This is a genomic window from Gardnerella sp. DNF01157 (assembly GCF_049244225.1).
GTDB classification, from domain to species: Bacteria; Actinomycetota; Actinomycetes; order Actinomycetales; family Bifidobacteriaceae; genus Bifidobacterium; species Bifidobacterium leopoldii.
Map to the genome: position 1 here is coordinate 541,894 of NZ_CP058388.1, position 25,970 is coordinate 567,863.

General features: G+C 44.5%; 22 protein-coding genes. 20 read left to right on the forward strand and 2 right to left on the reverse strand.

Annotation, left to right across the window (positions count from 1 at the left end):
- The first annotated feature begins 141 nt into the window (after positions 1-141).
- From pyrB to pyrE, 6 genes are all read left to right on the forward strand, one after another.
- Complete coding sequence (gene pyrB, locus HXT38_RS01940; protein ID WP_004119034.1) at positions 142-1,377, forward strand: aspartate carbamoyltransferase; 1,236 nt, start codon at positions 142-144, stop codon at positions 1,375-1,377.
- A gap of 55 nt (positions 1,378-1,432) precedes the next feature.
- A complete protein-coding gene (locus HXT38_RS01945; RefSeq protein ID WP_004119035.1) occupies positions 1,433-2,845 on the forward strand; it encodes a dihydroorotase in 1,413 nt (470 codons plus the stop codon).
- A gap of 34 nt (positions 2,846-2,879) precedes the next feature.
- Positions 2,880-3,923 (forward strand): orotidine-5'-phosphate decarboxylase, encoded by a 1,044-nt coding sequence (gene pyrF, locus HXT38_RS01950; protein WP_421791980.1) that lies wholly within the window; start codon positions 2,880-2,882, stop codon positions 3,921-3,923.
- A 94-nt stretch (positions 3,924-4,017) separates the two neighbouring features.
- Positions 4,018-4,914 (forward strand): dihydroorotate dehydrogenase electron transfer subunit, encoded by an 897-nt coding sequence (locus HXT38_RS01955; protein ID WP_174163824.1) that lies wholly within the window; start codon positions 4,018-4,020, stop codon positions 4,912-4,914.
- Between the two features lie 5 nt (positions 4,915-4,919).
- Complete coding sequence (locus HXT38_RS01960; protein ID WP_004119039.1) at positions 4,920-5,921, forward strand: dihydroorotate dehydrogenase; 1,002 nt, start codon at positions 4,920-4,922, stop codon at positions 5,919-5,921.
- 62 nt (positions 5,922-5,983) lie between these two features.
- Entirely contained in the window at positions 5,984-6,676 is a 693-nt protein-coding gene (pyrE, locus tag HXT38_RS01965; RefSeq protein ID WP_064340338.1) for an orotate phosphoribosyltransferase, read from the forward strand.
- On the opposite strand, the gene HXT38_RS01970 is transcribed toward pyrE, so the two are convergent.
- Positions 6,652-7,041 (reverse strand): YccF domain-containing protein, encoded by a 390-nt coding sequence (locus tag HXT38_RS01970; protein WP_004106402.1) that lies wholly within the window; start codon positions 7,039-7,041, stop codon positions 6,652-6,654. The two genes, pyrE and HXT38_RS01970, sit on opposite strands and share 25 nt — an antisense overlap.
- A gap of 116 nt (positions 7,042-7,157) precedes the next feature.
- Here HXT38_RS01970 and HXT38_RS01975 point away from each other — a divergent pair, with 116 nt between their 5' ends.
- The 13 genes from HXT38_RS01975 (at position 7,158) to whiA (ending at position 23,773) form a co-directional block, all read left to right on the forward strand.
- Entirely contained in the window at positions 7,158-8,354 is a 1,197-nt protein-coding gene (locus tag HXT38_RS01975) for a zinc-ribbon domain-containing protein (protein ID WP_421791981.1), read from the forward strand.
- Between the two features lie 92 nt (positions 8,355-8,446).
- Complete coding sequence (gene efp / locus HXT38_RS01980) at positions 8,447-9,010, forward strand: elongation factor P (RefSeq protein ID WP_004111770.1); 564 nt, start codon at positions 8,447-8,449, stop codon at positions 9,008-9,010.
- 167 nt (positions 9,011-9,177) lie between these two features.
- The gene (nusB, locus tag HXT38_RS01985) at positions 9,178-9,660 is read left to right on the forward strand and encodes a transcription antitermination factor NusB (protein ID WP_004106395.1); all 483 of its coding nucleotides are present in this window, start codon (positions 9,178-9,180) and stop codon (positions 9,658-9,660) included.
- A 288-nt stretch (positions 9,661-9,948) separates the two neighbouring features.
- On the forward strand, positions 9,949-11,160 hold the full coding sequence (gene carA / locus HXT38_RS01990) for a glutamine-hydrolyzing carbamoyl-phosphate synthase small subunit (protein ID WP_421791982.1): 1,212 nt from the start codon (positions 9,949-9,951) through the stop codon (positions 11,158-11,160).
- Positions 11,161-11,211: 51 nt separating this feature from the next.
- Positions 11,212-14,607 (forward strand): carbamoyl-phosphate synthase large subunit, encoded by a 3,396-nt coding sequence (carB, locus tag HXT38_RS01995; protein WP_004119051.1) that lies wholly within the window; start codon positions 11,212-11,214, stop codon positions 14,605-14,607.
- Positions 14,608-14,610: 3 nt separating this feature from the next.
- Positions 14,611-15,522 carry an orotidine-5'-phosphate decarboxylase gene (gene pyrF / locus HXT38_RS02000; protein ID WP_004106386.1) on the forward strand — a complete coding sequence of 304 codons (912 nt, stop codon included), beginning with the start codon at positions 14,611-14,613 and terminating at the stop codon, positions 15,520-15,522.
- Between the two features lie 15 nt (positions 15,523-15,537).
- A complete protein-coding gene (gene gmk / locus HXT38_RS02005) occupies positions 15,538-16,146 on the forward strand; it encodes a guanylate kinase (protein WP_004106385.1) in 609 nt (202 codons plus the stop codon).
- A gap of 82 nt (positions 16,147-16,228) precedes the next feature.
- Positions 16,229-16,513, forward strand: coding sequence for a DNA-directed RNA polymerase subunit omega (rpoZ, locus tag HXT38_RS02010; RefSeq protein WP_004106383.1), 285 nt, complete (start codon positions 16,229-16,231; stop codon positions 16,511-16,513).
- 139 nt (positions 16,514-16,652) lie between these two features.
- Positions 16,653-17,870, forward strand: coding sequence for a methionine adenosyltransferase (gene metK / locus HXT38_RS02015; RefSeq protein WP_004106381.1), 1,218 nt, complete (start codon positions 16,653-16,655; stop codon positions 17,868-17,870).
- Positions 17,871-17,942: 72 nt separating this feature from the next.
- Positions 17,943-20,381: a primosomal protein N' gene (locus HXT38_RS02020; RefSeq protein ID WP_421791983.1), complete on the forward strand. Its 2,439-nt coding sequence runs from the start codon at positions 17,943-17,945 to the stop codon at positions 20,379-20,381.
- A 22-nt stretch (positions 20,382-20,403) separates the two neighbouring features.
- On the forward strand, positions 20,404-21,597 hold the full coding sequence (locus HXT38_RS02025) for a shikimate dehydrogenase family protein (protein ID WP_004106377.1): 1,194 nt from the start codon (positions 20,404-20,406) through the stop codon (positions 21,595-21,597).
- Between the two features lie 107 nt (positions 21,598-21,704).
- Positions 21,705-22,553, forward strand: a complete 849-nt coding sequence (gene rapZ / locus HXT38_RS02030; RefSeq protein WP_116442868.1) for an RNase adapter RapZ — start codon at positions 21,705-21,707, stop codon at positions 22,551-22,553.
- Positions 22,554-22,825: 272 nt separating this feature from the next.
- The gene (gene whiA / locus HXT38_RS02035) at positions 22,826-23,773 is read left to right on the forward strand and encodes a DNA-binding protein WhiA (protein ID WP_004119060.1); all 948 of its coding nucleotides are present in this window, start codon (positions 22,826-22,828) and stop codon (positions 23,771-23,773) included.
- Here the strand turns inward: whiA and HXT38_RS02040 are convergent.
- Positions 23,770-24,060, reverse strand: coding sequence for a hypothetical protein (locus tag HXT38_RS02040; protein ID WP_410297574.1), 291 nt, complete (start codon positions 24,058-24,060; stop codon positions 23,770-23,772). The two genes, whiA and HXT38_RS02040, sit on opposite strands and share 4 nt — an antisense overlap.
- Positions 24,061-24,633: 573 nt before the next feature.
- Here HXT38_RS02040 and HXT38_RS02045 point away from each other — a divergent pair.
- Positions 24,634-25,839, forward strand: a complete 1,206-nt coding sequence (locus HXT38_RS02045) for a phosphoglycerate kinase (protein WP_004119063.1) — start codon at positions 24,634-24,636, stop codon at positions 25,837-25,839.
- The last annotated feature ends 131 nt before the right edge of the window (positions 25,840-25,970 follow it).

The following is a 25,970-nucleotide window of genomic DNA, read 5'->3' on the forward strand; positions in this document are numbered from 1 at the left end:
ATGCTTATTAAATGTTGCATAATAAGTTATAGTTGTTCGCCACTCCGTATATAAATTCGTCAACGCTAATCAGTAAAATTACGTAGGTCGCGTGTGGTTGCGACCGTCTTGCCAATTGACGGAAGGTGAGCGGTACTTATTATGACGAACGCAATTTCTAGTTCTTTGCATCAAACTTTTTCTCGCAGCACAATTGCAAATTCTCTAGCTGGCAAAAGTGTTGTTACATTAGACGATATTTCAACTGCGCAAATACGAATGCTCTTAGACAAAGCGCGATACATTGATTCGCACCGTAAAGAAGTGGCTCACACTTGCGATGGCAGAGTGTTGGCCACTCTTTTTTATGAGCCGAGCACGCGCACTCGCTTAAGCTTCGAAACAGCAATGCTGCGTTTAGGTGGAAAGGTAATCGGTTTTGCAGGTGCGCAACTTTCTAGTGCAAGCAAGGGTGAAACTGTAAACGATACTTTGAAAGTCGTGTCTAACTATGTTGATGTTGTTGCAATGCGTCACCCAAAGGAGGGTGCTGCTTTTGTTGCAACGCAAGCTGTGAGCACGCCTATTATTAACGCAGGTGACGGCGGCCACATGCACCCAACTCAAACTCTTGCAGACTTGGCAACTATTCTCGCGCGTTTTGGTCGCCTTAATAATCTCACTGTCGGTTTGTGCGGCGACTTAACTTATGGACGCACAGTTCACTCGCTTATTGAAACTTTGTGTCGCTTTGGAAACGTTCATTTTGTGCTGATTAGCCCGGATGAGCTTAAAACTCCGCAGTACGTAATCGACCGCATTAATGACACTCCTTCGTGCACTTACGAAGAAACTCGCGACTTGATGGAAGTTATTGGCAAGCTTGACGTGCTTTACATGACTCGCGTGCAAGAAGAGCGTTTTACGGATCGCGAGCAATACTTGCGACTTCGTGACACGTACATTTTGACTGAAGAAAAATTGCAAAAAGCAAAGTCGCATATGCCTGTGCTGCATCCGCTTCCTCGAATTAACGAGATTTCTGTTGACGTTGATGACGATCCTCGCGCAGCATATTTTGAGCAGGTTAAAAACGGTATGCTTATGCGTATGGCTTTGGAAAGTTCCGTTCTTGGAGACGAGCTTTGCGGCTACGAACCAACTGATTTTGTAAACGTGCCAGAAGACGAATTGCAAGCAGTTGACGCACACGGAATTTCATTAACGGATCCTCGCGTGCACGTAACAGACGTGAATGCGCCTGAAGATCTTACTTGCCCGAATCCTCGTTGCATAACAAACAGCGAACTAACTCTTAAACGTAAGTTCTACAAAGCTGATTCCGTAAGGCAAGAGTATCGTTGCATGTATTGCGACGAAGAAGCAGAAACTAAATAAAAAATTTAATAATATTATTATATAACTGTAAAAATTACGCAAAACCAGGAGTGAAATGAACGAATCAGGCACCTTAACTTTGCGCAATATCTCTGTGTGGGATACTGGCGAACGTATTGATCTTATTGTTGATGGCGTTCGTCAGGATGCCCTTATAGAGCAGAATGCGCGCGTTACTGGCGATATTGACGCAAGTGATTGGGTTGTTGCTCCTGGTTTTGCAGATCCGCATGTGCATTTTAGAGATCCAGGTCAAACAGCAAAAGAAACAATGATGACCGGCAGTGAGGCTGCGGCGGCTGGCGGTTATACGCAAGTTTTGATTATGCCAAATACTGTTCCAGCTCTTGACGGCGAGCCTTGGGAAGATGCTCCATTTGATGTAGATAATGTAGTTGACTATTTGCAGCGCTATGGTTGCATTTACGGCGTAAAATTGCCAGTTCGCTACGATTTGAGCGTGTGCGCATCATTGGGGCGTAAAGGCTTAAAACCAAGCAATATTGAGCTTTGGAAAAAGTATGTTGCTGGAATCGACGATGACGAAAAAACTTCTCCTATGAAAAAGCACCCGATTACTGCTATAAGCGACGACGGTGCTGCAGTGCCTGAACCGATTTTGCGAGATGTGTTAGCTATGGCAAAACAAACTGGTTTGCCATTCGTGGAGCATTGTGAGCATCATGATACGGGAGCTGTGAACGAGGGTCCGGTCGCAAAAATGCTTGGTGTTGGTGGAATTCCAGCTTCTACTGAGCTTGCAATTGTTCAGCGAGATATTGATGCTTCCCGCGAAACTGGCGTACATGTGCATTTCCAGCATGTGAGCACTGCTGCTGCGTTTGAAGCTATTCGTAAGGCAAAGAAAGAGGGTTTGCCGATTACGTGCGAAACTGCGCCTCACTATCTAGCTTTGTGTGATGAGGATGTTTTGCGATATGGTGCTATGGCTAAGATGAATCCTCCTCTTCGTTCAAAAGCGGATCGTCAAGCAACGCTCGCTGCTATTGCGGATGGCACAATTGACATGATTGCAACAGATCACGCGCCTCACACTGCGGAAGAAAAGTCAGGAGATTTTGCAAGCACTCCTAACGGAATTATTGGGCTTGAGTGCGCGTATGGCGTGTGCCGCAAAGTTTTGGTTGATGCAGGATATACGGACGATAAGCATTTAATCGAATTAATGGCAGTAAATCCAATGCAATTGATGAGCAGAAGACCTACTGATATTGCGGCTTTGCTTAACGTTTCTTCGCGATGCGCAAACAAGCGAACGCTGCGTTTAAGTATTACTGAGCACCCTGAAAACGTTGATTTAGTGCTGATTAATATGCGCGAAAATTGGGCGGTTGATGCAAATTCGTTCCATTCAAAAGCTCGAAATACTCCTTTTGATGGATGGCAACTTACAGGAAGGCCTGTTGCGACGATTATTGGTTCAGAAATTGCTTTCTCGAGAATGTGATTGATTAAATATAAATTTGGAATGGTAGTAAATTATGGACGAACTTATTGAAGCGATTGCAGCCAAGCAAAATCCTAGCGTAGTGGGCTTGGATCCTAAGCCTGGAATTGTTCCTGCCGAAATTATTAGCTCTCTTGCGGACGAAGTTTTGCAAGAAGTAGAAGGCGAGGATGCGCTGCCAACGCTTTTAGCTACAGCTTATTTTGAGTTTAATCGTGCGATTATTGACGCAGTTGCAGATTTTGTGCCGGCTGTAAAGCCGCAAATCGCTATGTACGAGGCGCTTGGTCCTGCAGGTATCGATACTTACGCAATGACCTGCGAATACGCAAAATCGCAAGGATTAGTTGTAATAGGTGACGCAAAGCGCGGAGATATTGGCTCTACAGCTGGTCAGTATGCGGCTCATTTAAGCGGCTTCGCTAATCTTTCTGCATATTTTGAAGACGAAAATGCGACTGATAACGCACTGCCACAATCTCTTAAAAATCTTCTAAAAAGCTCTAAAAATCTTGACGTTTGGCATGAAGATTCGCTTACAGTAAACCCTTATATGGGTTCGGATGGAGTGAAGCCTTTTATCGATGAAGCATTAGCGCACGATAAAAGCATTTTTGTGCTGCTTCGCACTTCGAATCCTTCTAGCAAGGAGCTACAGGAGCTTATTTTGCAAGATGGCAAGCCAGTGTATGAGCATATGGCGGATTTGATTGAGAACTGGGGTGCTTCAAGCATTGGCAAGCACGGTTATTCAAGAGTTGGCGCAGTTGTAGGTGCCACGCATCCGCAGGAGGGCAAGCATTTGCGCGAGATTATGCCGCACACTTTCTTCCTTGTTCCAGGCTATGGCGCTCAAGGCGGTACAGCTCAAGATGTTGCTGGAATGTTTGATGCAAATTCTGAAGGCGCTATTGTAAATTCTTCGCGCGGTATTATTGGTGCTTGGAAAAAGTCTGAAGATTACGCTAAAAATCAAGGTCATATGTCTCTCGATGACATTCTTGATATTGTGCGTGATTCTGCAGCTGTTGCTGCGAAAAATATGCGTGACGACTTGCGAAATGCAGTGTATCGCTAGAATGTATAACTAAAATAAATATAACTAAAAATATAATTAAAATTAAAAATAAAACGCAACGGTACAAAACACATACAAGGGTAGGGGAAACCACATGAGTGATGGCATGTTTATTCCAACGCGAAAAGCCTCTGGAAACGCCATAATTACGTTACGTGAAGACGCTTTTGATTCTTCCGGCTCAAGTTCTGCAGACGAAAGCAATAATGCAAAATATTCGCGCCTTTGGGGGCGCAGAGCTGTAGAAGTACTCAATAATGAGAAGCTAGACGAAGGCGTGTACCGTTTAACTTTGCGAGATTCTGAGATTGCTAAAAAAGCTGCTCCTGCGCAATTTGTGAACTTGTATTCCCCTGACCCAACTGCTATGCTTCCGCGTCCTTTTGGAGTTGCAAGCGTAGAAGGTGATACTTTTACTTTGATTTTTGCTGTGATTGGCAAAGGCACTGCTAAGTTTGCTGAGCTTAAGCCAGGAGATAGCATTGACGCTCTTGGTCCTTTAGGGCTTGGCTTTAATATTTCCAAACCTGCACATTATGTGTTGGTTAGTGGCGGCTTGGGCGTGCCACCTATTTTGTGTGCTGCTCAAGCGCTTTCAAAGCGTGAAGATTCTAGCGTAACGGCAGTGCTTGGCTACCGTAACAAACGTTTTGCAGATGATTTAACGAAAGAATATATTTCAGACGTACACAGTATTACAAATGCTGAAGGAACTGTTATTACACTTCTTGACGAACTTGAAAAAGTTAAGCATTTTGATTTCGAAGACGATTTGCCAACGGTTATTTTGTCTTGTGGTCCTTTGCCTATGATGAAAGTTGTGGCTCACTGGGCACATGAAAGAAATATTGAGTGCCAGCTCAGTTTAGAAGCGCGTATGGGTTGCGGATACGGAACTTGCGTTGCTTGCGTTGTTGACACTTTGGAAGGCAGGCTGAAAGTTTGCAACGACGGTCCTGTTTTTGATGCGAATCGTTTGGGTTGGGAGTAAAAAATATGAGTGCTGTAAATAATGCCGAAAATAATTCTGTAAATAACGCAAATTCCGTAACAAATTCCGCTGAAACTTTTGGTTTTGACACTAGCCACGTTTGGAAGCACCCAACTCAAGTCGCAGGCGTTAAGTGGAAAAACATGGTTGGAACTGCTTCTGGAACTTTCCAGCTTGCAGCTTGCCGACGCTTTTACGACGTAAGCCAACTCGGCGCAATTTGTACAAAAGGTGTTTCTCCTGTTCCGTGGGAAGGAAATCCTTCTCCGCGCACTGCAGAATCTCCTTCTGGAATGGTAAACGCAGTTGGATTGCAAAATCCTGGTGTCGACCATTATTTAGTAGACGAGTTGCCGAAACTAAAATCCATGGGAGCACTTGTTATTACTAATGTTGCAGGTCACAGTGACGACGATTATGCGCAAGTTGTTGAAAAGCTTGCAGATTCTGCGGCCGACATGCTTGAAATTAATGTAAGCTGCCCAAACGTGACTCACGGCGGAATGAGCGTTGGCACTGATCCGGTTGCATTGCACCGCTTAATTAAGCGTCTTCGCGCAATGACAAGCAAGCCAATGATTGTAAAAATGACGCCAAATGTGACGGATATCGTTTCGATTTGCAAAGCTGCAGTTGATGCTGGAGCGGATGCTTTAAGCATGATTAACACGCTAGTTGGTTTGCGAATTGATATTCGAACAGGCGAGCCTATTATTGCGAATCGCACGGGCGGTGTTTCCGGCCCTGCAATCTTCCCAATTGGGCTTGGGTTTGTGTGGCGAGTGCGTCAAGCTATGCCAGATATTCCAATTATTGGCATTGGCGGCATTGATTCTGGCGAAAAAGCTTTGGAATACTTGTATGCTGGCGCGAATGCTGTAGAAGTTGGTGCTGCTGCTTTGGTGGATCCTACTGCTCCTATTCGCATTGCTCGCGAGCTTGACGATTTGCTTGATTCTCGTCCAAAGCTTGCGTCTTTACTCGCTGAAGGCAAAACTTGGCGCTGAAATTAAGTATTTAAAAAGTATTTAGAAAGTATTTAAAATCATTTTAAGAAAGAGAGCTAATTATGGCAGAATTAGACGAACGTTTTACAAAGTTTTTGCTTGATTCAGGTGCGCTTAAATTTGGTGACTTTACGCTGAAATCTGGTCGTCAATCACCTTATTTTATTAACGCTGGTGCTTTTGACGACGGCATGAAAATCGCAAATCTAGGCGCATACTACGCTGAGCGCGTTGTTGCAGCAATCGAAGATGGCAAACTTCCGCAAGATATCGACACTGTTTTCGGCCCTGCTTATAAGGGTATTCCACTGGCAGTTTCTACGGCAATGGCTTTGACGAATAATCATAATATGCCTGTTGGTTTTACTTTCGATCGCAAAGAGCGAAAGGATCATGGCGACGGCGGAATTATGGTTGGAAAACCGTTAAAAGACGGCATGAAAGTTCTGTTAGTTGACGACGTGATGACTGCTGGAACTGCAGTTCGCGAAACTTTGCCAAAGCTTAAAGCGGAAGCAAATGTGCAAGTTGTTGGCTTGATTTTGGCAGTAGACAGAATGGAACGCACGAAAGACAGTAAGCTTTCTGCAGTAAAAGCAGTAGAGCAGGAGTTTGGATTCCCAGTTTTGCCAATTGCAAATGTGCGCGAAATTTTCGCTGCAGCAAAGCGTTTAGTTAATGCTGACGGTAAGCCAGTTATGGATGAGGAATTAGCTTCGCGTGCTGCAGATTACTTGCGTACGTATGGTGCGTAATTATCCTCTACAATTTCGGAACCAAACGGCCACAACGCAAGTTTTGCCATTTTGAAAGATTGTATGCCAAATGGAATGCCAACAATTGTGCAGCAGCAAATGAATCCTGAAACGATATAGCCTAATGCAAGCATTGGCCCAATGAAAAATACAATCCATAGTATGTTCCAAATTGTGCTAGTGCCGCCTTGGTAAATAACATGTTTTCCAAATGGCGTGAGCGTGAGCTTTGCCATTTTGAATGCTTGAATACCGAATGGTATGCCAATAACGGTTATGCAAAGGAGGAAACTTATAAATAACCAGCTTGCAGCAATGAAAAGACCGCCGAATATCAGCCACACAATATTGCCAAGAAGTTTCATAAAAGTAGTATATAAGTTTTTTAAGTTTTAATGAAGTATGATTTTTGATAAGTGATTTATTGTAAGCGGGTGTAAAATAATGCGTTGCAATAGATGCATTTGTTTAAAGGAAGAATATGTTCTGCACGCAATGTGGTAATAAAAATGATGATAATAGCAAGTTTTGCAATACTTGCGGAGCGCTTTTAGAAGTTACGTCAACAGTCGAGCCGTCAATCCAAAGTCAACAATACGAATTGCCTACTAACGAAGCGCCTACTACTGTATTTCCTGCGCAGGAAGCTTTATCGGATAATCTAAACGTTTTAGGTTCTCCTATTATGGGTTCTTCGAGTGAACAGCCTTCTATGAATAATTCACCTTACGTACAAGGCGAAGCTCCGGCTAATTATTCTCATTCAGAGGATGATAAGCGCAAGAAGAAAGTAATTATTACTTTAATAACCGCTATTATTGCTTGTGTTTTGGTTATAGGTGCTGGTGCATGGTGGTATGTAAATAGTGCGCGAACAGCTCAATCAAATAATAAAACTGAATTACAATCATCAAAATCAAAGAATAATAAATCTAAGCAGCATGTTCTAACCAATGATGATTTAGATTCAGACGATGAAGATAGTGATACTAGCAGCGATAAGGATAACGCTATTGGCGCGAGTGAAAAGCTCAATACCAAAAAAATCAATAAATTAGTAAACAATTTTGCTTCAAATAATAGCGTATCTGTAGCGATTTCTGGCAAGAAGGGCATATTGTATGAGTCTTCTAATTCTCGTAAAACATTCCCTGCTGTAGGTTTTTATTTCCCTGTTGTTCTTTATACTAAGGATAATCCACAGCATGATTATGAAGATAAGTGTGAAGATGTTATTAAGGCAATGAGTAATGACTCCGCTAATGAGCTTTTAGATGATCAAGGTGGCATAGACGGATTAGATCAATGGCTGTCAGATAATGGCTATGCAAATACATCTTTTACTCGCAAATATGGTGATGTTGATGCATCGAACGATGGTCACGAAAATCTTACTTCTTCTCATGATGCTGCGATGATGCTTTCAAAAGCTATGCAAAATTCGACTATTGCCAATGCGACGGGTTACGATATTTCTGCTGATGGCGTGAACGTTCCAGACGGCATAGAGGTTATGGCTCATCGTGGTCAAGGAATTAAGAATGTTTATAACTATTTCTTGATTCTTAAGAAGGGCAAGAATAGGATCGGAGTGTCTGTTTTAACAAAAAGTGCAGATAAAGATGACGTTGCTGAATTTGTTTCAAAACTGTTGAATTTGTTGAAAAATAATCTCTAAATATATTAAGTTGACGCTTTGTGGCATAATAAGCAAGGTTTATTTCTTAGCTGCTTAATTTGCAGCCTATTAGCGAAAGAAACGGGTAACTCGTGGCACAGACTACCAATGATATTAAGAATGGATCGGTTTTGAACCTTGATGGTCAGCTTTGGACCGTCGTTAAGTTCCAGCACGTGAAGCCAGGCAAGGGTCCTGCTTTTGTGCGTACCACCATTAAGAACGTGCTCTCGGGCAAGATTGTCGACAAGACTTTTAATGCCGGCATGAAGATGGAGTTCGAGACCGTTGATAACCGCACGTTGCAATATTCATACGAAGATGGCGACAACTTCGTCTTTATGGATATGACCACTTACGACCAGGTTTATATTCCTAAGGTTTTGGTTGGCGAGCAGAGCAAGTATTTGCTTGAAGGCACCGACTGCATCGTAAGCTTCCATGATGGCACTCCTTTGAGCGTTGAGCTTCCAGCTTCCGTGATTTTGACTATTACTCACACTGAGCCAGGCTTGCAAGGCAATCGTTCTAACGCTGGTACTAAGCCTGCAACTGTGGAAACCGGTGCTGAAATCCAGGTTCCACTCTTCGTGGGTGAAGGCGAAAAGGTGAAGGTCGACACTCGTGACGGCTCTTACCTTGGTCGTGAAAACTAAAGAATTAATTATCTAATTAAAATAATTAGTTATCTAATTAAATTAGCTATTTATTTCTCAATAATTTTTATAGAGTGGCCCGGTGGCGATTATTCGTTGCTGGGTCGCGTAATTTTTGATACAACTTTATTAAGTAATTTTTATACGTTACACAGAAGGGCGTTACGATGGCACGTTCTACCGCTCGTAAAAGGGCTTTGAATACGCTGTATGAGGCGGATGAGAAGAATCAGCATATTCTTTCTTTGCTTGAGGAGCGAGTTAAGGAGCCTGGCGCTCAAACTCCGCTCCCAGAGTACGCTATTGAGATTGTTCGAGGCGTAGGAGAGCGACGTAACAGAATTGACAAGACGCTAAACCGCTATTCGACTGGCTGGAAAGTTGGCAGAATGGCTGTTATCGATCGCAATATTTTGCGCATTGCAGTTTGGGAAATGCTTCTTAACGATGAGATTCCAGATAAAGTTGCTATTGACGAGGCGATTGCGCTCGCAAAAATGTATAGCGACGACGAAGCTATTGCGTTTATTCACGGCTTACTAAGCGCGATTATGGCAGATAAAGACGCTTGCTTGGCAAAGTTTAATGGCGAATCTTCTCCTGAAGACGCTGCTACGGAAGAGTCTACGGAAGAAGCTGCTGCTGAGTAATGTCTCATTTTGCATGTTTTGAGACCCTCGCGCAGAATGCTTACTGCGTTAGTGTCTCTAGTTGATAGTTTTGGGACACGCGTGCAGTAGTCGCTCGCGCGGATTACGCGCTCGCTTACGAAACTCGCGTTGGAAGTCCACCGGACTTCCAACCTGAGCGAGTTTCCGCTCCGAGTTGCTTTCGCGCGCGCGATGCTGCGCTCAAGCAGGTCGTCGCGCCGGCGCGTCGCCCGTCCGCCAACCTGAGTAGACTTACCACGAATATCCTAAAGCCATAAGGGGGTTAAGGTGGATTACAGCGACACCTTTGCCGGATTCGGCAGTGATGATGCAGTATTGGTGTTGGAGGATGGTCAGGTTTACGTTGGTAAGCCTTTTGGTGCGCAAGGTTCTACGCGCGCTGAGATTGTGTTCTCCACGGGCATGACTGGTTATCAAGAAACATTAACTGATCCAAGTTATGATCAACAAATCGTAGTTCAAACATTCCCACACATAGGTAATACGGGAATAAATCACGAAGATCCAGAATCTGCCCACATTTGGGTTGCTGGTTACGTAGTTAAGAAGCCAAGCCCAGTAGTTAGCAATTGGCGAGCTGAAGGTTCCTTGGAAGACGATTTACAAAAGCAAGGTATCGTTGGCATTAGTGGTATTGATACTCGAAAGCTGGTACGTCATTTACGCTCGGTAGGCGTTATGCGTGCCGGCATTTTTTCTAATAAGGCCCTGGTTGATCCGTCAACCGGGGCTTTTCGCACCGTCGCTTCTTTCGTTGATGAAATTAAGCAAACTCCTCAAATGCAGGGCTTGCGTTTAACGGATGAAGTCAGTACTAAAGAAACGTACACGATTGAGCCTTGCGGTGATTTTGAAGGAAAAGATCCACTTTACACTGTTGTAGCAGTCGACTTTGGTATTAAATCTATGACTCCTCACCGTTTGGCTGAGCGCGGCTGCCGCGTGCACGTTGTAAGCTCCTCAATAAGCTTCGAATCGTTGCAAGCGCTTAACGCAGACGGCGTATTCTTCTCGAATGGTCCTGGAGACCCTAGCCAAGCAAATCGCGAAGTTGAGCTTTTGCGCAAAGTTTTGGATGCAGATTACCCGTTCTTTGGTATCTGCTTTGGAAACCAGTTACTTGGTCGCGCGCTCGGCTTTGGAACTTACAAGTTGAAGTTTGGTCACCGCGGTATTAATCAGCCTGTAAAAGACGTTACAACCGGAAAAGTGGAAGTTACGGCTCACAATCACGGCTTTGCTGTGGACGCACCTCTTGACGGTCCTGTGCAATCTCCTTACGAAAACGGACACTTTGGTCGCGTGCTAGTTTCGCATATTGACTTGAACGACAACGTTGTAGAAGGCTTGCAATGCCTTGATATTCCAGCGTTCTCGGTGCAATATCATCCGGAAGCTGCAGCAGGACCGCACGACGCTTCCTATCTATTTGACCGTTTTGTGCAATTGATGCGCGAAAACGCTCGAAAAAGCAAGTAATACTCGAAAAAGCAAGTAAGATTTTAAGATTTACGGAAAGAGAAGTTTACTATGCCAAAACGTACTGATATTAAGTCGGTTATGGTAATTGGTTCCGGTCCGATTGTTATTGGTCAGGCTGCAGAATTTGATTATTCCGGAACGCAGGCTTGCCGAGTTCTTCGCGAAGAAGGTATTCGCGTAATTTTGGTCAACTCTAACCCGGCTACGATTATGACAGATCCGGAGCTTGCGGACGCAACATATATTGAGCCAATTGACACTTCGATTTTGGAGCGAATTATTGCGAAGGAGCGTCCGGATGCGCTTCTTCCAACGCTTGGTGGTCAAACTGCGCTTAATGCTGCAATGGATTTGGGTCGTGCAGGAATCCTAGAAAAATATAACGTTGAGCTTATTGGTGCTTCTTTGGAAGCAATCGACCGCGGAGAAGACCGAGAGCTTTTCAAAAAAGTCGTTGAAAAAGCCGGAGCTGAGTCAGCAAAATCCTTTATTGCTCACTCAATCGAAGAAGTAGACAAAATTGTTGAAACTTTAGGATACCCGGTAGTAGTACGTCCAAGCTTCACAATGGGCGGCTTGGGCTCTGGTATTGCTCATAACGAAGAAGAGCTTCACCGCATTGCAGGAGCTGGCATTCACTATTCTCCAACAAACGAAGTGCTTATTGAAGAAGGCATTGAAGGCTGGAAAGAGTTTGAGCTTGAACTTATGCGCGACGCAAAAGATAACGTCGTAGTTGTTTGCCCAATCGAAAACGTCGATCCTGTAGGCGTGCACACTGGCGACTCGATTACAGTTGCTCCTTGCTTTACGCTTACAGACCGCGAGTATCAGAAGATGCGCGATATCGGTATTGCTATTATTCGAGGCGTTGGCGTCGATACCGGCGGTTGCAATATTCAGTTTGCAATCAACCCTCAAACTGGTCGCATTATCGTCATCGAAATGAACCCGCGCGTGTCCCGTTCTTCCGCGCTCGCATCTAAAGCAACCGGCTTCCCAATCGCAAAAATCGCAACGAAACTTGCTCTTGGCTACACTTTGGACGAAATTCAAAACGATATTACGCGTTCAACTCCTGCAAGCTTCGAGCCAACAATCGACTACGTTGTAACAAAGATTCCGCGCTTTGCTTTCGAAAAGTTCCCAGGAGCGGATACCACGCTTACAACTTCCATGAAGTCTGTTGGTGAAGCAATGGCTTTGGCTGGAAACTTCCAGGAATCCCTTGGAAAAGCAATGCGCTCAATCGACAAGCGTCACTCATGCTTTAGCTGGGATGGTGAGCGCCCGAGCAAGGAAGAAGTTAATAAGCTTCTTGAAGAAATGCATACTCCAACCGAGCATCGCTACTTGCAAATTCAGCGCGCGCTTTGGGGTGGGGCAACGCCGGAGCAGATTTTTGCAGCAACAAAAATCGACCCTTGGTTTGTAGAGCAGCTGGCTCAAATTAACGAGACTGCGCTCGCAGTTCGTGAAGCTGAAACCTTAACTCCTAAAGTTTTGAAGCGCGCTAAGCTCGCTGGTCTTTCTGACGTGCAGATTGCGCATTTGCGTAATCTTGGCGACGAAGGCGAAAACATGGTTCGTGAGCTTCGTTGGGCTTACGGTTTGCGCCCTGTTTACAAGACTGTTGACACTTGCGCAGCTGAGTTCGACGCAGCAACTCCGTACTACTATTCTTGCTACGCTGACGAAAGCGAGTTGAAGAAGCGCGATCGCGAAGCTGTGATTATCCTTGGCTCTGGTCCAAACAGAATCGGCCAGGGTATTGAGTTTGATTACACTTGTGTTCACGCTGTTCAGGAATTGGGCAAGGATTACGACACCATTATGGTCAATTGCAATCCTGAAACAGTTTCTACAGATTACGACATGTCTGATCGCCTTTACTTTGAGCCTCTTACTTTCGAAGATGTGCTTGAAATTTACGAAGCAGAAAAGAAGCTTGGACCTGTTAAGGGCGTGATTGTGCAGCTTGGTGGTCAAACGCCACTTTCGCTTGCCGCTCGTCTTAAGGCTGCAGGAGTTCCAATTTTGGGAACGACTCCTGAGGCTATTGATTTGGCTGAAAACCGTGAGCTTTTCGGCGAAGTTCTTCGTCAAGAAGGCATGAACGCTCCTCGATACGGCACAGCGTTAAGTCTTGAGGAAGCAAAAGATGCAGCTCACGCAATTGGCTACCCAGTTCTTGTGCGCCCAAGCTACGTGCTCGGCGGTCGTGGCATGGAAATTGTATACGACGACGCTCAACTTGCAAAGTATGTTGATCGCGCATTGGATGAGGCTCGAGCAGACACGGTTGTTTCTGGCCGCTTGCCTTCGCCGCTTTTGATCGATAAGTTCCTTCAGGACGCTATTGAAATCGACGTTGACGCACTTTACGACGGCAACGAGCTTTATATTGGCGGTATTATGGAGCATGTTGAGGAAGCTGGCGTGCACTCTGGTGACGCTGCTTGTACTCTTCCTCCAAGCACGCTTTCGGACGATCAAATTCGACGCCTTCGCGAGGGTACGCTTTCGATTGCTCGCGGCTGCTCAGTTCGCGGTCTTATCAACGTACAGTACGCTTTTATGGCAAACACTTTGTATGTAATTGAAGCAAATCCTCGAGCGTCTCGTACTGTTCCGTTTGCTTCTAAAGCTACTGGCGTTGCTCTTGCTAAAGCTGCTGCTCGAATTATGGCTGGTGAAACCATTGCACAGCAGCGCAAGCGTGGACTTCTTCTCCCGCAAGGCGATGGCGGAGATATTCACCCAGGTCAGCAGGTTGCTATTAAAGCTTCTGTGCTGCCGTTCAAGCGTTTCCGCACTCCTGTTGGTCGCACGGTTGATATTTTGCTTGGACCAGAAATGCGCTCTACTGGCGAAGTTATGGGTTTTGATCGCGACTTCCCTCACGCTTTTGCTAAGAGCCAGCTTGCAGCATACAAGGGCGGTTTGCCTACCAGCGGAAACGTTTTTGTGTCCGTAAGCGATGCAGATAAGCGACAACTTCCACTTCTTGCAGTGCGATTAGTGGAGCTTGGTTTTACGATTTGGGCTACTGAAGGTACAGCTTCTGTGCTTCGTCGTTATGGCATTGATTCTGTTATTGTCGATAAGCTTTCTAGTCAGGGCGACACGGCGAAGGATATGCCAAATAGTGAGAAAGCGAACGAAAGAATCGGTAAGAATGTTGTAGAGCTTATCGAAAATGGTAAGATTGACATGGTATTAAATACGCCGAATTCAAGGGGATCGCGCACTGATGGTTATGCCATTCGTGCGGCAGCTGTAGCAGCTGATCTTCCACAATTCACTACTATTACCGAATTTGCACCAGTATTAATGGCTATTGAAGCTGTTAAGAACAATGATTATCAGGTGATGAGTATACAAGAACATGCTCAACAGCTGTTTGCAATTGAACAGGCAGAAAGTCAAGAAAGTCGGGCTTAATACATGACCGAGAGCATTCGTGATCAAGAAGTGCAGGCGCAACGATCCGATTTTGGTTTGCGTTTGAAGAACGCTATGGCAAAATATGGACCATTGTGTGTTGGAATCGATCCTCATCGCAAAATGCTGCTTAATTGGGGATACAACATGGATGCTCTTGGAGCTGAACTTTTTTCTATGCGAATGCTGCAAGCTATGAATGGTAGGGCAGCGGCAGTTAAATTCCAATCCAGCATGTTTGAGCGCTACGGTTCTAAGGGTTTCGCAGCGCTTGAGCGTGTGCTGTATGCCGCTCGTCAAATGGATATTATTACTATCGTTGACTGCGGTCATGGAGGATTGTCTACTACTATTTCTGCGCTTGCAGACGCATATTTTAAGCCTGGAGCTCCGCTTCTTGCTGATGCTATTACTTTGCTTCCCTATTATGGCGCACGTTCTATGGGCGGCTTAATTAACGAAGCTCTTAATAACGGTCGCGGTGTTTTTATTGCGTCTCTAACTTCTAATCGCGAAGGCGCAAGTTTGCAAACTGCTATTAGGCAGAGCGGAACTTACCGCGGAACTACTGTAGCTCACGGAATTGCTCAAACAGCTCAAAGTTTTAACAATAAGACTAAAGGAATGGGTTCTGTTGGTTTAATTGTTGGAGCTACTATTGGCGACTGGATGAACGGTGGTGGAATTGACGTAACCAGTTTTACTGGTCCAATTCTTTCTCCTGGTTACGGGTGGCAAGGTGCAGAAGCTGACGATTTAAAGCGTGTTTTTGCTGGTACACATGGTAATGTATTGGTAACTGTTTCGCGTTCGATTGCGTCGCATGGTCCAAATATTGGTGAACTTTCGGCTGCAACTGAACGCATAGCATTGGATATTCGTCAGGCTCTTGTTGATTCAGGCGAATGTGTGTAAACGAGGGGTAAGCAAATGGGTGCCACGGATGAGGCTGCAGTTTCGCAGTCTAGACGTCGATTAATCGTATTAACGGGTCCTACTGCGGCTGGTAAAGGCACAGTAGAAGGCATACTTCGTGAGAAGCATCCTCATATTTGGCTATCTGTTTCTGCTACCACTCGTGCGCCTAGACCTGGTGAATTTAATGGTATTCACTATTGGTTCTTAGATGAAGAAGAATTTGAGCGTCGTAAGCGTAATGGTGAATTCTTGGAAACCGCGCTAGTTCATGGCATGGCTCATTATGGTACCCTTCTTCAGCCTGTTTTGGATCATCTTACGCAAGATATTCCTACTTTGCTGGAAATAGATTTGCAAGGAGCTAGGCGCGTAAAACAAGAGGCTGCTCGTCTTGGATTAGAAGTTGTGTACGTGTTCATTGCGCCTCCGAGCTTTGAAGAGCTTAAGCGTCGTCTTATTGGTCGTGGTACTGAAACTCCTGAGCAGCAAGCAAAACGTTTGGAAACTGCTAAAGTTGAGATTGCTGCAGCTAAAGAGTTCGATGTTGTTATTGTGAATGATAATGCTGAGCGTGCTGCAGATGAACTGTGGAATGTTATTGCAAGCGAATACGACTTATAGTTAAAACTTACGCAATATCCAATCGGTAGCATATAATAAACCTTTTGGAACTATTGTAGCACCATAGAATTTGGAGAATATTATGGCATTAGGCACTCAGCCAACACCTACTGGTCTTGCGAATCCACCGATTGATGATTTAATGCAACATGCGGATTCCCAGTATGCGCTTGCCTTATTTGCTGCAAAACGAGCACGTCAAATTAATGCTTATTTTACTCAGCTTAATGAAGGTTTGCTTCAAAATGTTGGCCCACTAGTTGAGTATCAAAATCAAGAAAAGCCTTTAGCTATTGCTTTCCGCGAAATTAATGCTGGATTGCTTGAAGAGACTCTTGGTGAGGACGACTTAAGCGAAGGTAATTAATAAGCCTTGCTAATAAACGTCTTTATGGGTATTCGCAGTCGCGTATCATCCGTGCTCAATAAAGCGGATGCACGGCTGCGTTTTTCGCTTTATTTAGCCTATATTTAGCCTTTATCGACTATGAACTTAAGGGGGAAATGTGGAAGAACGTAAATTAATTTCTGCAGAATCTGTAACTGAAGGTCATCCTGACAAGTTATGCGATCAAATTGCTGACGCTATATTGGACGATATGCTTCGTCAGGATTCTCATGCGCATGTTGCTGTAGAGGTTTGTGCTTCCGTTGGTCAGTTCGTGGTTTTTGGTGAAGTGCGTGGTGAAGTTTATAGCGATATTCCGGGAATTGTACGTCAAGTTGTTCGTAATGTTGGCTACACGAGCTCCACAATTGGTCTTGATGCTGATTCTTGTGGTGTTATGGTTTCTTTAACTGAGCAAAGTGCGGAAATCAATCAAGGTGTTGCTAGGTTGGATGCTTCTTGTGAGAGTGCATCTTCTCGTGAGGAGCGCTACGCTGCTCAAGGTGCAGGCGATCAAGGTGTTATGTTTGGTTACGCTAGCGACGAAACAGATACTTTAATGCCTTTGCCGATTTATCTTGCTCATCGTTTAGCTCAAAAGCTTGCTAAAGTTCGTAAAGATGGCACTGTTGCGCATTTGCGTCCGGATGGGAAAACTCAAGTAACGATTGAGTACGATTCCAAAGGCACGCCTAAACGTTTGGATACTGTGCTTATTTCTACTCAGCATGATCCAGAAGTTTCTAGAGACTGGTTACAAGATCAGCTTGTTGAGCATGTTGTTAAGCCTGTGTTGGACGAAGTTCTTGCTCAAAAAGTTGCGCACGATTCGTACCGTATGCTTGTAAACCCTACTGGTTCTTTTGTTTTGGGAGGCCCTGCTGCTGATTCGGGCTTAACTGGTCGAAAAATTATTGTTGACACTTATGGTGGTGCTGCTCATCATGGTGGTGGAGCTTTTTCCGGTAAGGATCCTAGTAAAGTTGACCGTTCTGCAGCTTATGCAGCTCGCTGGGTTGCAAAAAATATTGTGGCAGCTGGTTTAGCTCATAAGGCAGAAGTTCAAGTTGCTTATGCTATTGGTATTGCTGATCCTGTAAGCGTAAACGTAGAAACTTTCGGAACTGAAGCTGACGGTATTACGCGCGCAGATATTGCGCGTGCTGTGCGCGAAGTATTTGATTTGCGTCCGGCTGCGATTATTGACGAGCTTAACTTGCTTCAGCCAATTTATGCTCCAACTGCAGCTTATGGTCATTTTGGTCGTATGGATGTCAAATTCCCTTGGGAAGAAACGAATCGTATTGAGCAATTGAAAGATGCGCTAAAAAAGTAGTTTTATTGATAAATTTTGCTGTAAAATAACAGTAATTATGTGATGTAATTCAAGTAAAACTAAGGGTTATTTATGGCAGAGCAACCTTCGCTAGACGGCTTAGCGCGTAAAACAAGACGTAAGCGCAATGCTGTTTCTCTAGTGCCTGCTAATGAATGCCCTATTGCGCATGTGATGCTTGATGTTCAAGCTTCACATTTAGGTCGTACTTTTGATTACTTGATATCGCAAGATCAAGATGAATCTGCTCAGCCTGGGGCGTTTGTACGCGTTCGTTTTGGAGCACAAAAGCTCACTGGAGTTATTTGGTCTCGTTCTTCGCATACTGACACCCCTCATGTTGCTTTAAGATTTTTAGAGCGCGTATTTCCTTCAGATGTTTTGCTTTCTAAATCTTTGCGAGACGATATTGACGCCATAGCTAAAGCTTATGGTGGAACTAGCTCAAATATTTTGCGTCTTGCTGTGCCTCAACGCGTAGCTCGTGTTGAGCATGAGGAAGTTTTTGACAACATACGCTTGCAACGCAGAAAACAGTGGCGTGAAAATCTTAAGAAGCGTTTGCAAAACGATAACAATACAAACCCAGGTTACGCTACAACTTCTCGCATGATTTATGATTACGAAAATGCAAATATTTTATACAATGCATTAATCAAAAAATCTATTGACACAAGTTTTAGTGAAAATAAAGCAGAAAATCAATTAGTCAAGCAAGCAGAAAATAATTCTTCTCAATCTTTTATTGTAGACGCTTTACCAGGTTCTTGCCGGCTTGCACAAGATTTAGCGTGGATGATTGTCACTACTTTAAGCGCGTGTAAGCAAGCTGTTGTAGTTTTGCCGACGCTAAGAGAAGTCAATGATGTAATGCGCGCGCTAATGGTTTACGGCTTAAAGCCATATAAGCATGTCAGTGAGAATCATCGTGGTTTTTCTGCTGGAAGTTTTGATGGCGATGTTGCTCGACTTTGTGCTGCGGATTCTCCAGCTGATAGGTATAGAGCTTGGCGCGCAATCGCGTCCGGAATAGTTCCTTGCGTTCTTGGCACTAGAGCTGCAATGTATGCTCCAGTTGAGGGAGATGCTTTATTTGCGATTGTTGAAGATTGCGCGTACCAATATGCTGATGGCATGATGCCGTATGCTCAAGCGCGTGGCGTTATGCGACTTCGTGCAAAAAGGCATGGCGGCGTATTTGTGTCAATGTCATATTCCAGAAGCGCGCTTAGTCAAAGTGAAGTAGACTGCTATATGTCGAATGCGCAAGATGCGCAAACTACTCAATCTGCGCAAAGTGTGCAAGGTGAGCAAGGTGAGCAAGCTGTTCAAATTGCTGAAATTGCTGAAACTGCTGAAACAATAAGCGGATCTAGTATCCCTGTAAGCGCGAGTAAACTTGCTCGCGAAAAGTTAGTTCCTTGGGTTCGTTGGCTTAATCGTGAAGCTTTACTAAAATTAGCTGACCCAAGCATTGGCGCTCGCATACCGCATAGCGCAGTAAGAGCTATTAACGATGCTCTTTCGGATGGTAAGCCTGTGTTGCTTTCTATTGCGCAAGATGGCGTGACGCAATCGGCTATATGTTCTTCGTGCAAACGTCAAGCGCGTTGTAGACGATGCACCGGGCCTCTTGATGTTGCAAATAGTCAGCAGACAGCACGTTGCTCATGGTGTGGTGCTAGTGCAATAAATTGGTCTTGTTCTAATTGTGGCAGTAGTAATATGCGAGTTATACGAGTTGGCGCTGTTGGCGTTGCAGAAGAATTATCTAAACTATTTCGTAACGTGCCTATTATTATTTCGTCACAACACCAACCGAACGGAATTATCCAGTGCATTGATGAAAAACCTGTAATTGTTGTTGCAACTCCTGGATGTGAGCCTCGCGTACAAACGCAAGACGCAAATTGTAATGGAGAATACGGTGTTGTAGCAATACTTGATACGTGGGTAAGTTTGTACGCTTCAGGGCTTGATTCGCGAATAGATACGCTTAATTCGTGGATGAAAGCTTCTGCTTTATGTGCTCCTAGAGCGCGTGGAGGAAGTGTACTTCTTATTGGTGAAACGTATCCTGTTCTTGCGCGCGCGCTTACATTGTGGGATACGACTCAACTTTCTTGCAATGAGCTTTCAGAAAGAGCTCAAGCAATATTGCCGCCTTGCGTAACTGCAGCATGCGTATGGGGTGCTCGTGATGCGGTTATGCGTGCGCTTGAAAATATTGGTGCAATGCAAGAAAATCTTGGGTGCGAAAGTAGTCAAGATGCTGATTTTTCAGCAATTTCTCCATTATTAGGAATTGTTCCAATGCATCCGCCTGTTACAGACAAATACCAGCATTTTGACGATATTTACGACCGTGTAAAAGCTGTAGTAAGAGTTCCGCTTTATTTAAGACAAGAATTAGTGAACCGATTGCACAAGGAAGTAGCTCGTCACGTAGCAACACGTGCTGCAGGAGAGTTGCGTTTTTGTGTTGATCCAAAAGATTTATTAGCGTACTAACTTACTAATAGGGGAGAGAAAAATGGTAAAAATATATCATTGCGCAGTTTTGGGAGATCCTATTTTGCATTCGCTGTCGCCTGTGCTTCACAACACGGCTTATAAGGCTTTGGGGCTTACGAATTGGCAATATAGTAAGGAAAAAGTAAGCGAAACGGATCTTCACGATTTTATTACGCATCTTGATGATTCTTGGAAAGGCTTAAGCCTTACTATGCCGCTTAAAAAAACCGTAATGAAACTCGGTACACCTTGCGACTACTGGTCGCGCACACTTAACGTGGCAAATACTGCAGTTTTTACTAGCAACCCAGCAGTCGCTTCGCAATCGCAAATAAAGCTATACAACACTGACGTAAGTGGCATATTAATAACATTTATGCAAGCATTACATGAGCGCATATGCGAAGTAAAAAAGGCTGTTATTATTGGCAGCGGCAACACTGCATCCTCTGCACTGGCAGCTTTAATTGAAATTGCGCAAGTGGCAAAGCTTGAGCAAGTGCAAGTTGTTGCTAGAACTGAAGATGACGGTAGTGTAAAAGGCGTTGAACGTTTTAATAATCTTATACAAAAGTATTGCGCTGATTTTCCAAATAAAATAAGCATAGGTCAAAATAATAAAAGCGAAGAAAATGACGCTATGTATGAGCCTGTGCAAGGTATTGAGTTCCCAACAATAAGCGAAGAAGTATTTTCAAAATTTGCAGACTATAGCGCAGAAAAATTGAGCGCAGAAAAATTGTCAGAATGTGATAAATCTCTCATTTTGAGATCTTTAAATTCACTAGAAGCTGTTCGTGCAATCGCAGAAGCAGACATAGTAGTAAGCACAGTTCCAGCGCATGTAGCAGATCCAATTGCGCTTGCGTTGAAAGCATACTGTCAAGATAGTGCGCATAATCAAACGAAATTAGGAACATTGCTTGACGTAGTTTACGATCCTCGCCCAAGCATGCTACTTAGTGTATGGCAACAATATGGTTGCGCTATTGGCGGAGAAGAAATGCTTTTGCAACAAGCTTTAGCACAAGTAAGTCTTATGACGATTGACTACAGGCAATCTAAAGAAAATTTTGAGGATTGTGCTGAGACTGGCGCTGAGGATTGTGCTGAGACTGGTTCTGAGCTTGGTTATAAACCTAGTGCTGACAAGGCTAGATATTACGATGACTTAAGTAGTCTCATGCGAAAAGCCTTACAGGAGGCATTATGAGCGATAATACGCAACATACTACGCAAAGTGATACGCAAAGTGATGTGCAACATACTACGCAACGTTCCGCGTCGACTAGCGTGCAACTAGCTGACGGATTTGAAGTTATGCTAATTACCGGCATGAGCGGAGCTGGGCGATCGCACGCTGCTAACGCGTTGGAAGATATGGGATGGTATGTTATCGATAATCTTCCGCCAAAACTGCTCATACCGCTAGTAGATATGATGACTTCATCCGGTTCTAAAGTGCATAAGCTTGCTGCTGTTATTGACGTGCGTTCTAGAGGATATTTCGACGACCTGTTTGCAGTTCTTGCGCATATTGATGACCTTGGTGTAAAAACGCGAATTCTGTTTCTAGATGCTTCAGATGCTGTGCTTATTAAGCGTTATGAGTCTGTGCGCAGACCGCATCCTTTGCAGCGCGGCGGCAGACTTATTGACGGTATTCTAGAAGAGCGAGAGCTTCTCAGTCATTTGAAAGATTGCGCAAATATTATTATCGATACTTCTGCACTTAGTATTCACCAACTTTCTACAAAGCTTTACGAAGGATTGCTTGGAAAAGGCTCTTCTACGGTTTCTGTGCATATTTTCAGTTTTGGATTTAAATACGGCATGCCAATGGACGCTGATTTTGTTGCCGATATGCGATTTTTGCCGAATCCTTTCTGGGTTCCTGGATTAAGGGAGCTTACAGGTAAGGATCAAGCTGTGCAAGATTACGTTTTATCGAATCCTGCGGCAATTGCATTCTTAGATTCTTATGAAAATGCGCTTCTTACAGCTATCGACGGATTCGCTAAAGAAGACAAGCATTACGTGACTATTGCTGTAGGATGTACTGGTGGTCAGCATCGTTCTGTTGCCGTAAGTATTGAGCTTGCTAGACGTTTGAGATTGCACGGTTTGCAAGTTACAGTATCTGCAAGAGAGCTGCAGAGAAGATCGTAGTAAGTGAAGAAGTAAAGTAGTGAAGAAGTAAAGTAGCGAAATGCGATTATGAAACTAATCAATTAAAATTAATTAAAAAATTAAATAAAATTGCGTAAATTATATAAAATATAAAAATCTTGTACTAAAAGCATGTAAAGCATGTGCAAAAACCGGTAAAATGTCCAACGTATTCTGTATCACAGAAAGCCGGGCATGTCGTGTGCCACAGCATCATGCAAGTACCCAACAGCACTCATATTTTAAGAAGAACAAAAGTAGGAGGTTGTCCCTTGGCTCTTCTTGACGACGTCAAAAATGAACTCGTTTCAAACAACAATGAGCTCCCGACTGTCATTATGGCTCAAGCTGCAGCAATGATGCGCTTTGCTGGCGGCTTAAGGCCAGTAAATAATCAGGCTGTTATTCGCGCTCAGTTAGATTCTCAGCGTGCAGCTCAGTGGCTTGTTGAGGTATTGAAAACTCATTTCCAGAGGGAAGCAACAATTGCTCAAGTTTCTCGTCAAACTCCTACGGGCACTGTAGTTCGCTATGACGTGGTAGTTGAGCGTGGTGCTGCAGCATTGGCTTTGCAATCTGGTCTTCTTGATCGACGTATGAGAATTGTTGCGGGTCTTGCACCTGAGATTGTTGGTGGAAGTATCGCCCAAATCAAAGCAGCTTGGCGTGGTGCTTTCTTGGCTCACGGTGCTATTTCGGATCCTGGCAAAGCTAGTTATTTGGAAGTTGTTTGCCCAACTCATGAGGCTGCAAATGCTTTGCAAACTATGGCAGCGCGACTTGGCATTAGCGCCAAGGCTCGTCAGGTTCGTAGTTCTGAGCGAGTGACGTTGCGTGATTCTGACGCAATTGAGCGAATGTTGATTTTGATTGGTGCTCCTCGTTCTGCTCGCGAATGGACCGGTAAGCGTTCGGACGGTGAAGCTCGCGGAAAAGCAAACCGTTTGGCTAATTTTGACGATGCGAATATGCGTCGTAGCGCTAAGGCTGCTGCTGAGGCATGCGAAAAGGTTCGTCACGCATTCGATATTTTGGGCGACGATATTCCGGATAATTTGTTAATGGCTGGAAAGCTTCGTCTTGAGCATAGCGACGCAAGTTTGGAAGAGCTTGGTCACTTGGCTGATCCTCCTATTACAAAGGATGCGATTGCAGGGCGAATTCGTAGACTTTTGCAGCTTTCGGCGAAAGTTGAGAAGTCGCGTATGCAGCAGCTTTAATGCTGGTTTTGCGTGGTTTGTGTGCGTAACTGTAAAGTTTCTGCCGTTTTTTGGCGTGCAACCGACTTTTTCTTTACATGCGCGTAAAGTTTCTGCCGTTTTTTGTTTTTGGCTGGTGTTTGGCTGGCGGGTTTCTGGAGTGGTTGTGTGAGATAGGAATTACTAGCGCGACGACCTGCTTTCGCGCTCAGAGCGTAGCGCGCGAAAGCAACTCGGAGCGTGAGCTTGTTCAGACGGAAAGTCCAGTGGACTTTCCGTGCAAGCTCAGCCGAATGGCGATTAGCCATGAGGACAGCGCTCCGCTCTTATACCTTATTTGGACTTAGCGGTTGTGTAGTTAAGTTTAGTTTTTTTTTACTTACTTTTTCGGCAAAAATAGTATTCATCAACAAGATTATTACTATCGTTCCGCTTTTATATTGCTCGACCAAGCAATTCCTATCTCCCACTCGTAAATTCACCCACCGTTGTTTTTGGCGTGGTAGTAGGGGTGCCTGGTGTAGTGTGTGCAGCAGCAATGACGCTAGTGTTCTTTGGACAGTAAGAAATCAACGTCCGCAGAGCAATACTGTTAAAGTTCACTAAGCAACAAATAATCGCTGTTAGCAAAGCATTACTGCAAAGCTTCATAAGCAACGTTTGCAAAGCATTATTGCAAAGCTTCAGACGCAACGTTAGCAGAGTACTGGTGCAAAGCTGCGTTGTTCATAGGGATTGTTGAAGATGTGCGGTATAATTGCACCCGGCAATGTGTTGATGTTTGAGGCTGATTTTGCGTTTTGTTGAACGAAGTAAGCCGGCACGGTAAGCCAGTATGTAAGTCAAATATGGTAAGCCAATATGGTTTGGAAAGGATACCAATGAAGACACTGAAAGATTTGGGAGATTTGAGTGGTAAGCGCGTATTGGTTCGCGCTGATTTTAACGTTCCTCTCAAGGGTACGACGATTACTGATGATGGTCGTATTCGTGCTGCTTTACCAACCATTAAGGCTTTGCGTGAGCAGGGTGCTAAGGTGATTTTGATGGCTCACCTTGGTCGTCCAAAGGGTCAGGTTGTTCCAGAGCTTTCCTTGGCTCCAGTTGCGCAGCGTTTAGGTGAATTGCTCGGCACAAATGTTGTTTTGGCTGCAGACACTTACGGCGAAGATGCTCAAGCTAAGGTAGCTGCCATGAATAATGGCGACGTTGTTTTGCTCGAAAACGTGCGTTTCAACGCTGAAGAAACCAGCAAGGATGCTTCCGAGCGCGCAGCCTACGCTAAGAAGATTGCTTCTCTTGGCGAAGTATTTGTTTCCGACGGCTTTGGTGTTGTGCACCGCGCTCAGGGTTCAAATTACGATGTTGCTGCCGATCTTCCATCAGCTGCAGGCTTGCTTGTTGAGAAGGAAGTTAAGGCACTTTCTCGCGCAACTGAAAACCCAGAGCGTCCTTTGACTGTTGTACTTGGTGGCTCTAAGGTTTCCGATAAGCTCGGCGTTATTGAGAATTTGCTTTCTAAGGCTGATCGTCTTGTTATTGGCGGCGGTATGGTGTTCACATTCCTCAAGGCTTTGGGTCACGAAGTTGGTACTTCTTTGCTTGAAGAGGATCAACTCGAGAAGGTTAAGGGCTACATTGAAACCGCTAAGAAGAACGGCGTTGAGCTTGTACTTCCAACCGATATTGTTGTGAATGCTGGCTTCCCAGCAGGGGATACTCCAGTTGCTCCAGAAGTAGTTCCAGCAGACGCTATTCCTGCAGACAAGATGGGCTTGGATATTGGTCCTGACTCTCAGAAGCTTTTCCACGACAAGATTGTTGACTCCAAGACTGTTGTTTGGAACGGTCCTATGGGTGTGTTCGAGGTTCCAGAGTTTGCAGCTGGTACTCGCGCTGTAGCCCAGGGCTTGGTCGATGCAACTAAGAACGGCACTTTCACCATCGTCGGTGGTGGCGATTCTGCTTCTGCAGTGCGCAACCTTGGATTCCCTGAAGATGGCTTCTCGCACATTTCTACTGGCGGTGGCGCTTCTCTCGAGTTCTTGGAAGGCAAGACTCTTCCAGGTTTGAGCGTGCTTGAGTAAGTAATATTGCTTGAGTAAGTAATATTTACGCGAGCAAGTATAAACTAAATATTTCCGCTTATGCCGACTTTCGATTTTATGAATCCGCTTTATAAATCGAGGTCGGCATAACACTAATTTGCGCAATACTA

Excerpts from the sequence above, each read along its gene's own strand:
- HXT38_RS01960 (WP_004119039.1), top strand. The coding sequence starts at position 4,920 with ATGAGTGCTGTAAATAATGCCGAAAATAATTCTGTAAATAACGCAAAT.
- HXT38_RS01955 (WP_174163824.1), top strand. The coding sequence starts at position 4,018 with ATGAGTGATGGCATGTTTATTCCAACGCGAAAAGCCTCTGGAAACGCC.
- HXT38_RS01945 (WP_004119035.1), top strand. The coding sequence starts at position 1,433 with ATGAACGAATCAGGCACCTTAACTTTGCGCAATATCTCTGTGTGGGAT.
- nusB (WP_004106395.1), top strand. The coding sequence starts at position 9,178 with ATGGCACGTTCTACCGCTCGTAAAAGGGCTTTGAATACGCTGTATGAG.
- HXT38_RS02025 (WP_004106377.1), top strand. The coding sequence starts at position 20,404 with ATGGTAAAAATATATCATTGCGCAGTTTTGGGAGATCCTATTTTGCAT.
- HXT38_RS01975 (WP_421791981.1), top strand. The coding sequence starts at position 7,158 with ATGTTCTGCACGCAATGTGGTAATAAAAATGATGATAATAGCAAGTTT.
- HXT38_RS02040 (WP_410297574.1), bottom strand. The coding sequence starts at position 24,060 with ATGGCTAATCGCCATTCGGCTGAGCTTGCACGGAAAGTCCACTGGACT.
- pyrE (WP_064340338.1), top strand. The coding sequence starts at position 5,984 with ATGGCAGAATTAGACGAACGTTTTACAAAGTTTTTGCTTGATTCAGGT.
- carB (WP_004119051.1), top strand. The coding sequence starts at position 11,212 with ATGCCAAAACGTACTGATATTAAGTCGGTTATGGTAATTGGTTCCGGT.
- rapZ (WP_116442868.1), top strand. The coding sequence starts at position 21,705 with ATGCTAATTACCGGCATGAGCGGAGCTGGGCGATCGCACGCTGCTAAC.
- HXT38_RS02020 (WP_421791983.1), top strand. The coding sequence starts at position 17,943 with ATGGCAGAGCAACCTTCGCTAGACGGCTTAGCGCGTAAAACAAGACGT.
- pyrF (WP_004106386.1), top strand. The coding sequence starts at position 14,611 with ATGACCGAGAGCATTCGTGATCAAGAAGTGCAGGCGCAACGATCCGAT.
- pyrF (WP_421791980.1), top strand. The coding sequence starts at position 2,880 with ATGGACGAACTTATTGAAGCGATTGCAGCCAAGCAAAATCCTAGCGTA.
- HXT38_RS02045 (WP_004119063.1), top strand. The coding sequence starts at position 24,634 with ATGAAGACACTGAAAGATTTGGGAGATTTGAGTGGTAAGCGCGTATTG.
- pyrB (WP_004119034.1), top strand. The coding sequence starts at position 142 with ATGACGAACGCAATTTCTAGTTCTTTGCATCAAACTTTTTCTCGCAGC.
- rpoZ (WP_004106383.1), top strand. The coding sequence starts at position 16,229 with ATGGCATTAGGCACTCAGCCAACACCTACTGGTCTTGCGAATCCACCG.
- gmk (WP_004106385.1), top strand. The coding sequence starts at position 15,538 with ATGGGTGCCACGGATGAGGCTGCAGTTTCGCAGTCTAGACGTCGATTA.
- HXT38_RS01970 (WP_004106402.1), bottom strand. The coding sequence starts at position 7,041 with ATGAAACTTCTTGGCAATATTGTGTGGCTGATATTCGGCGGTCTTTTC.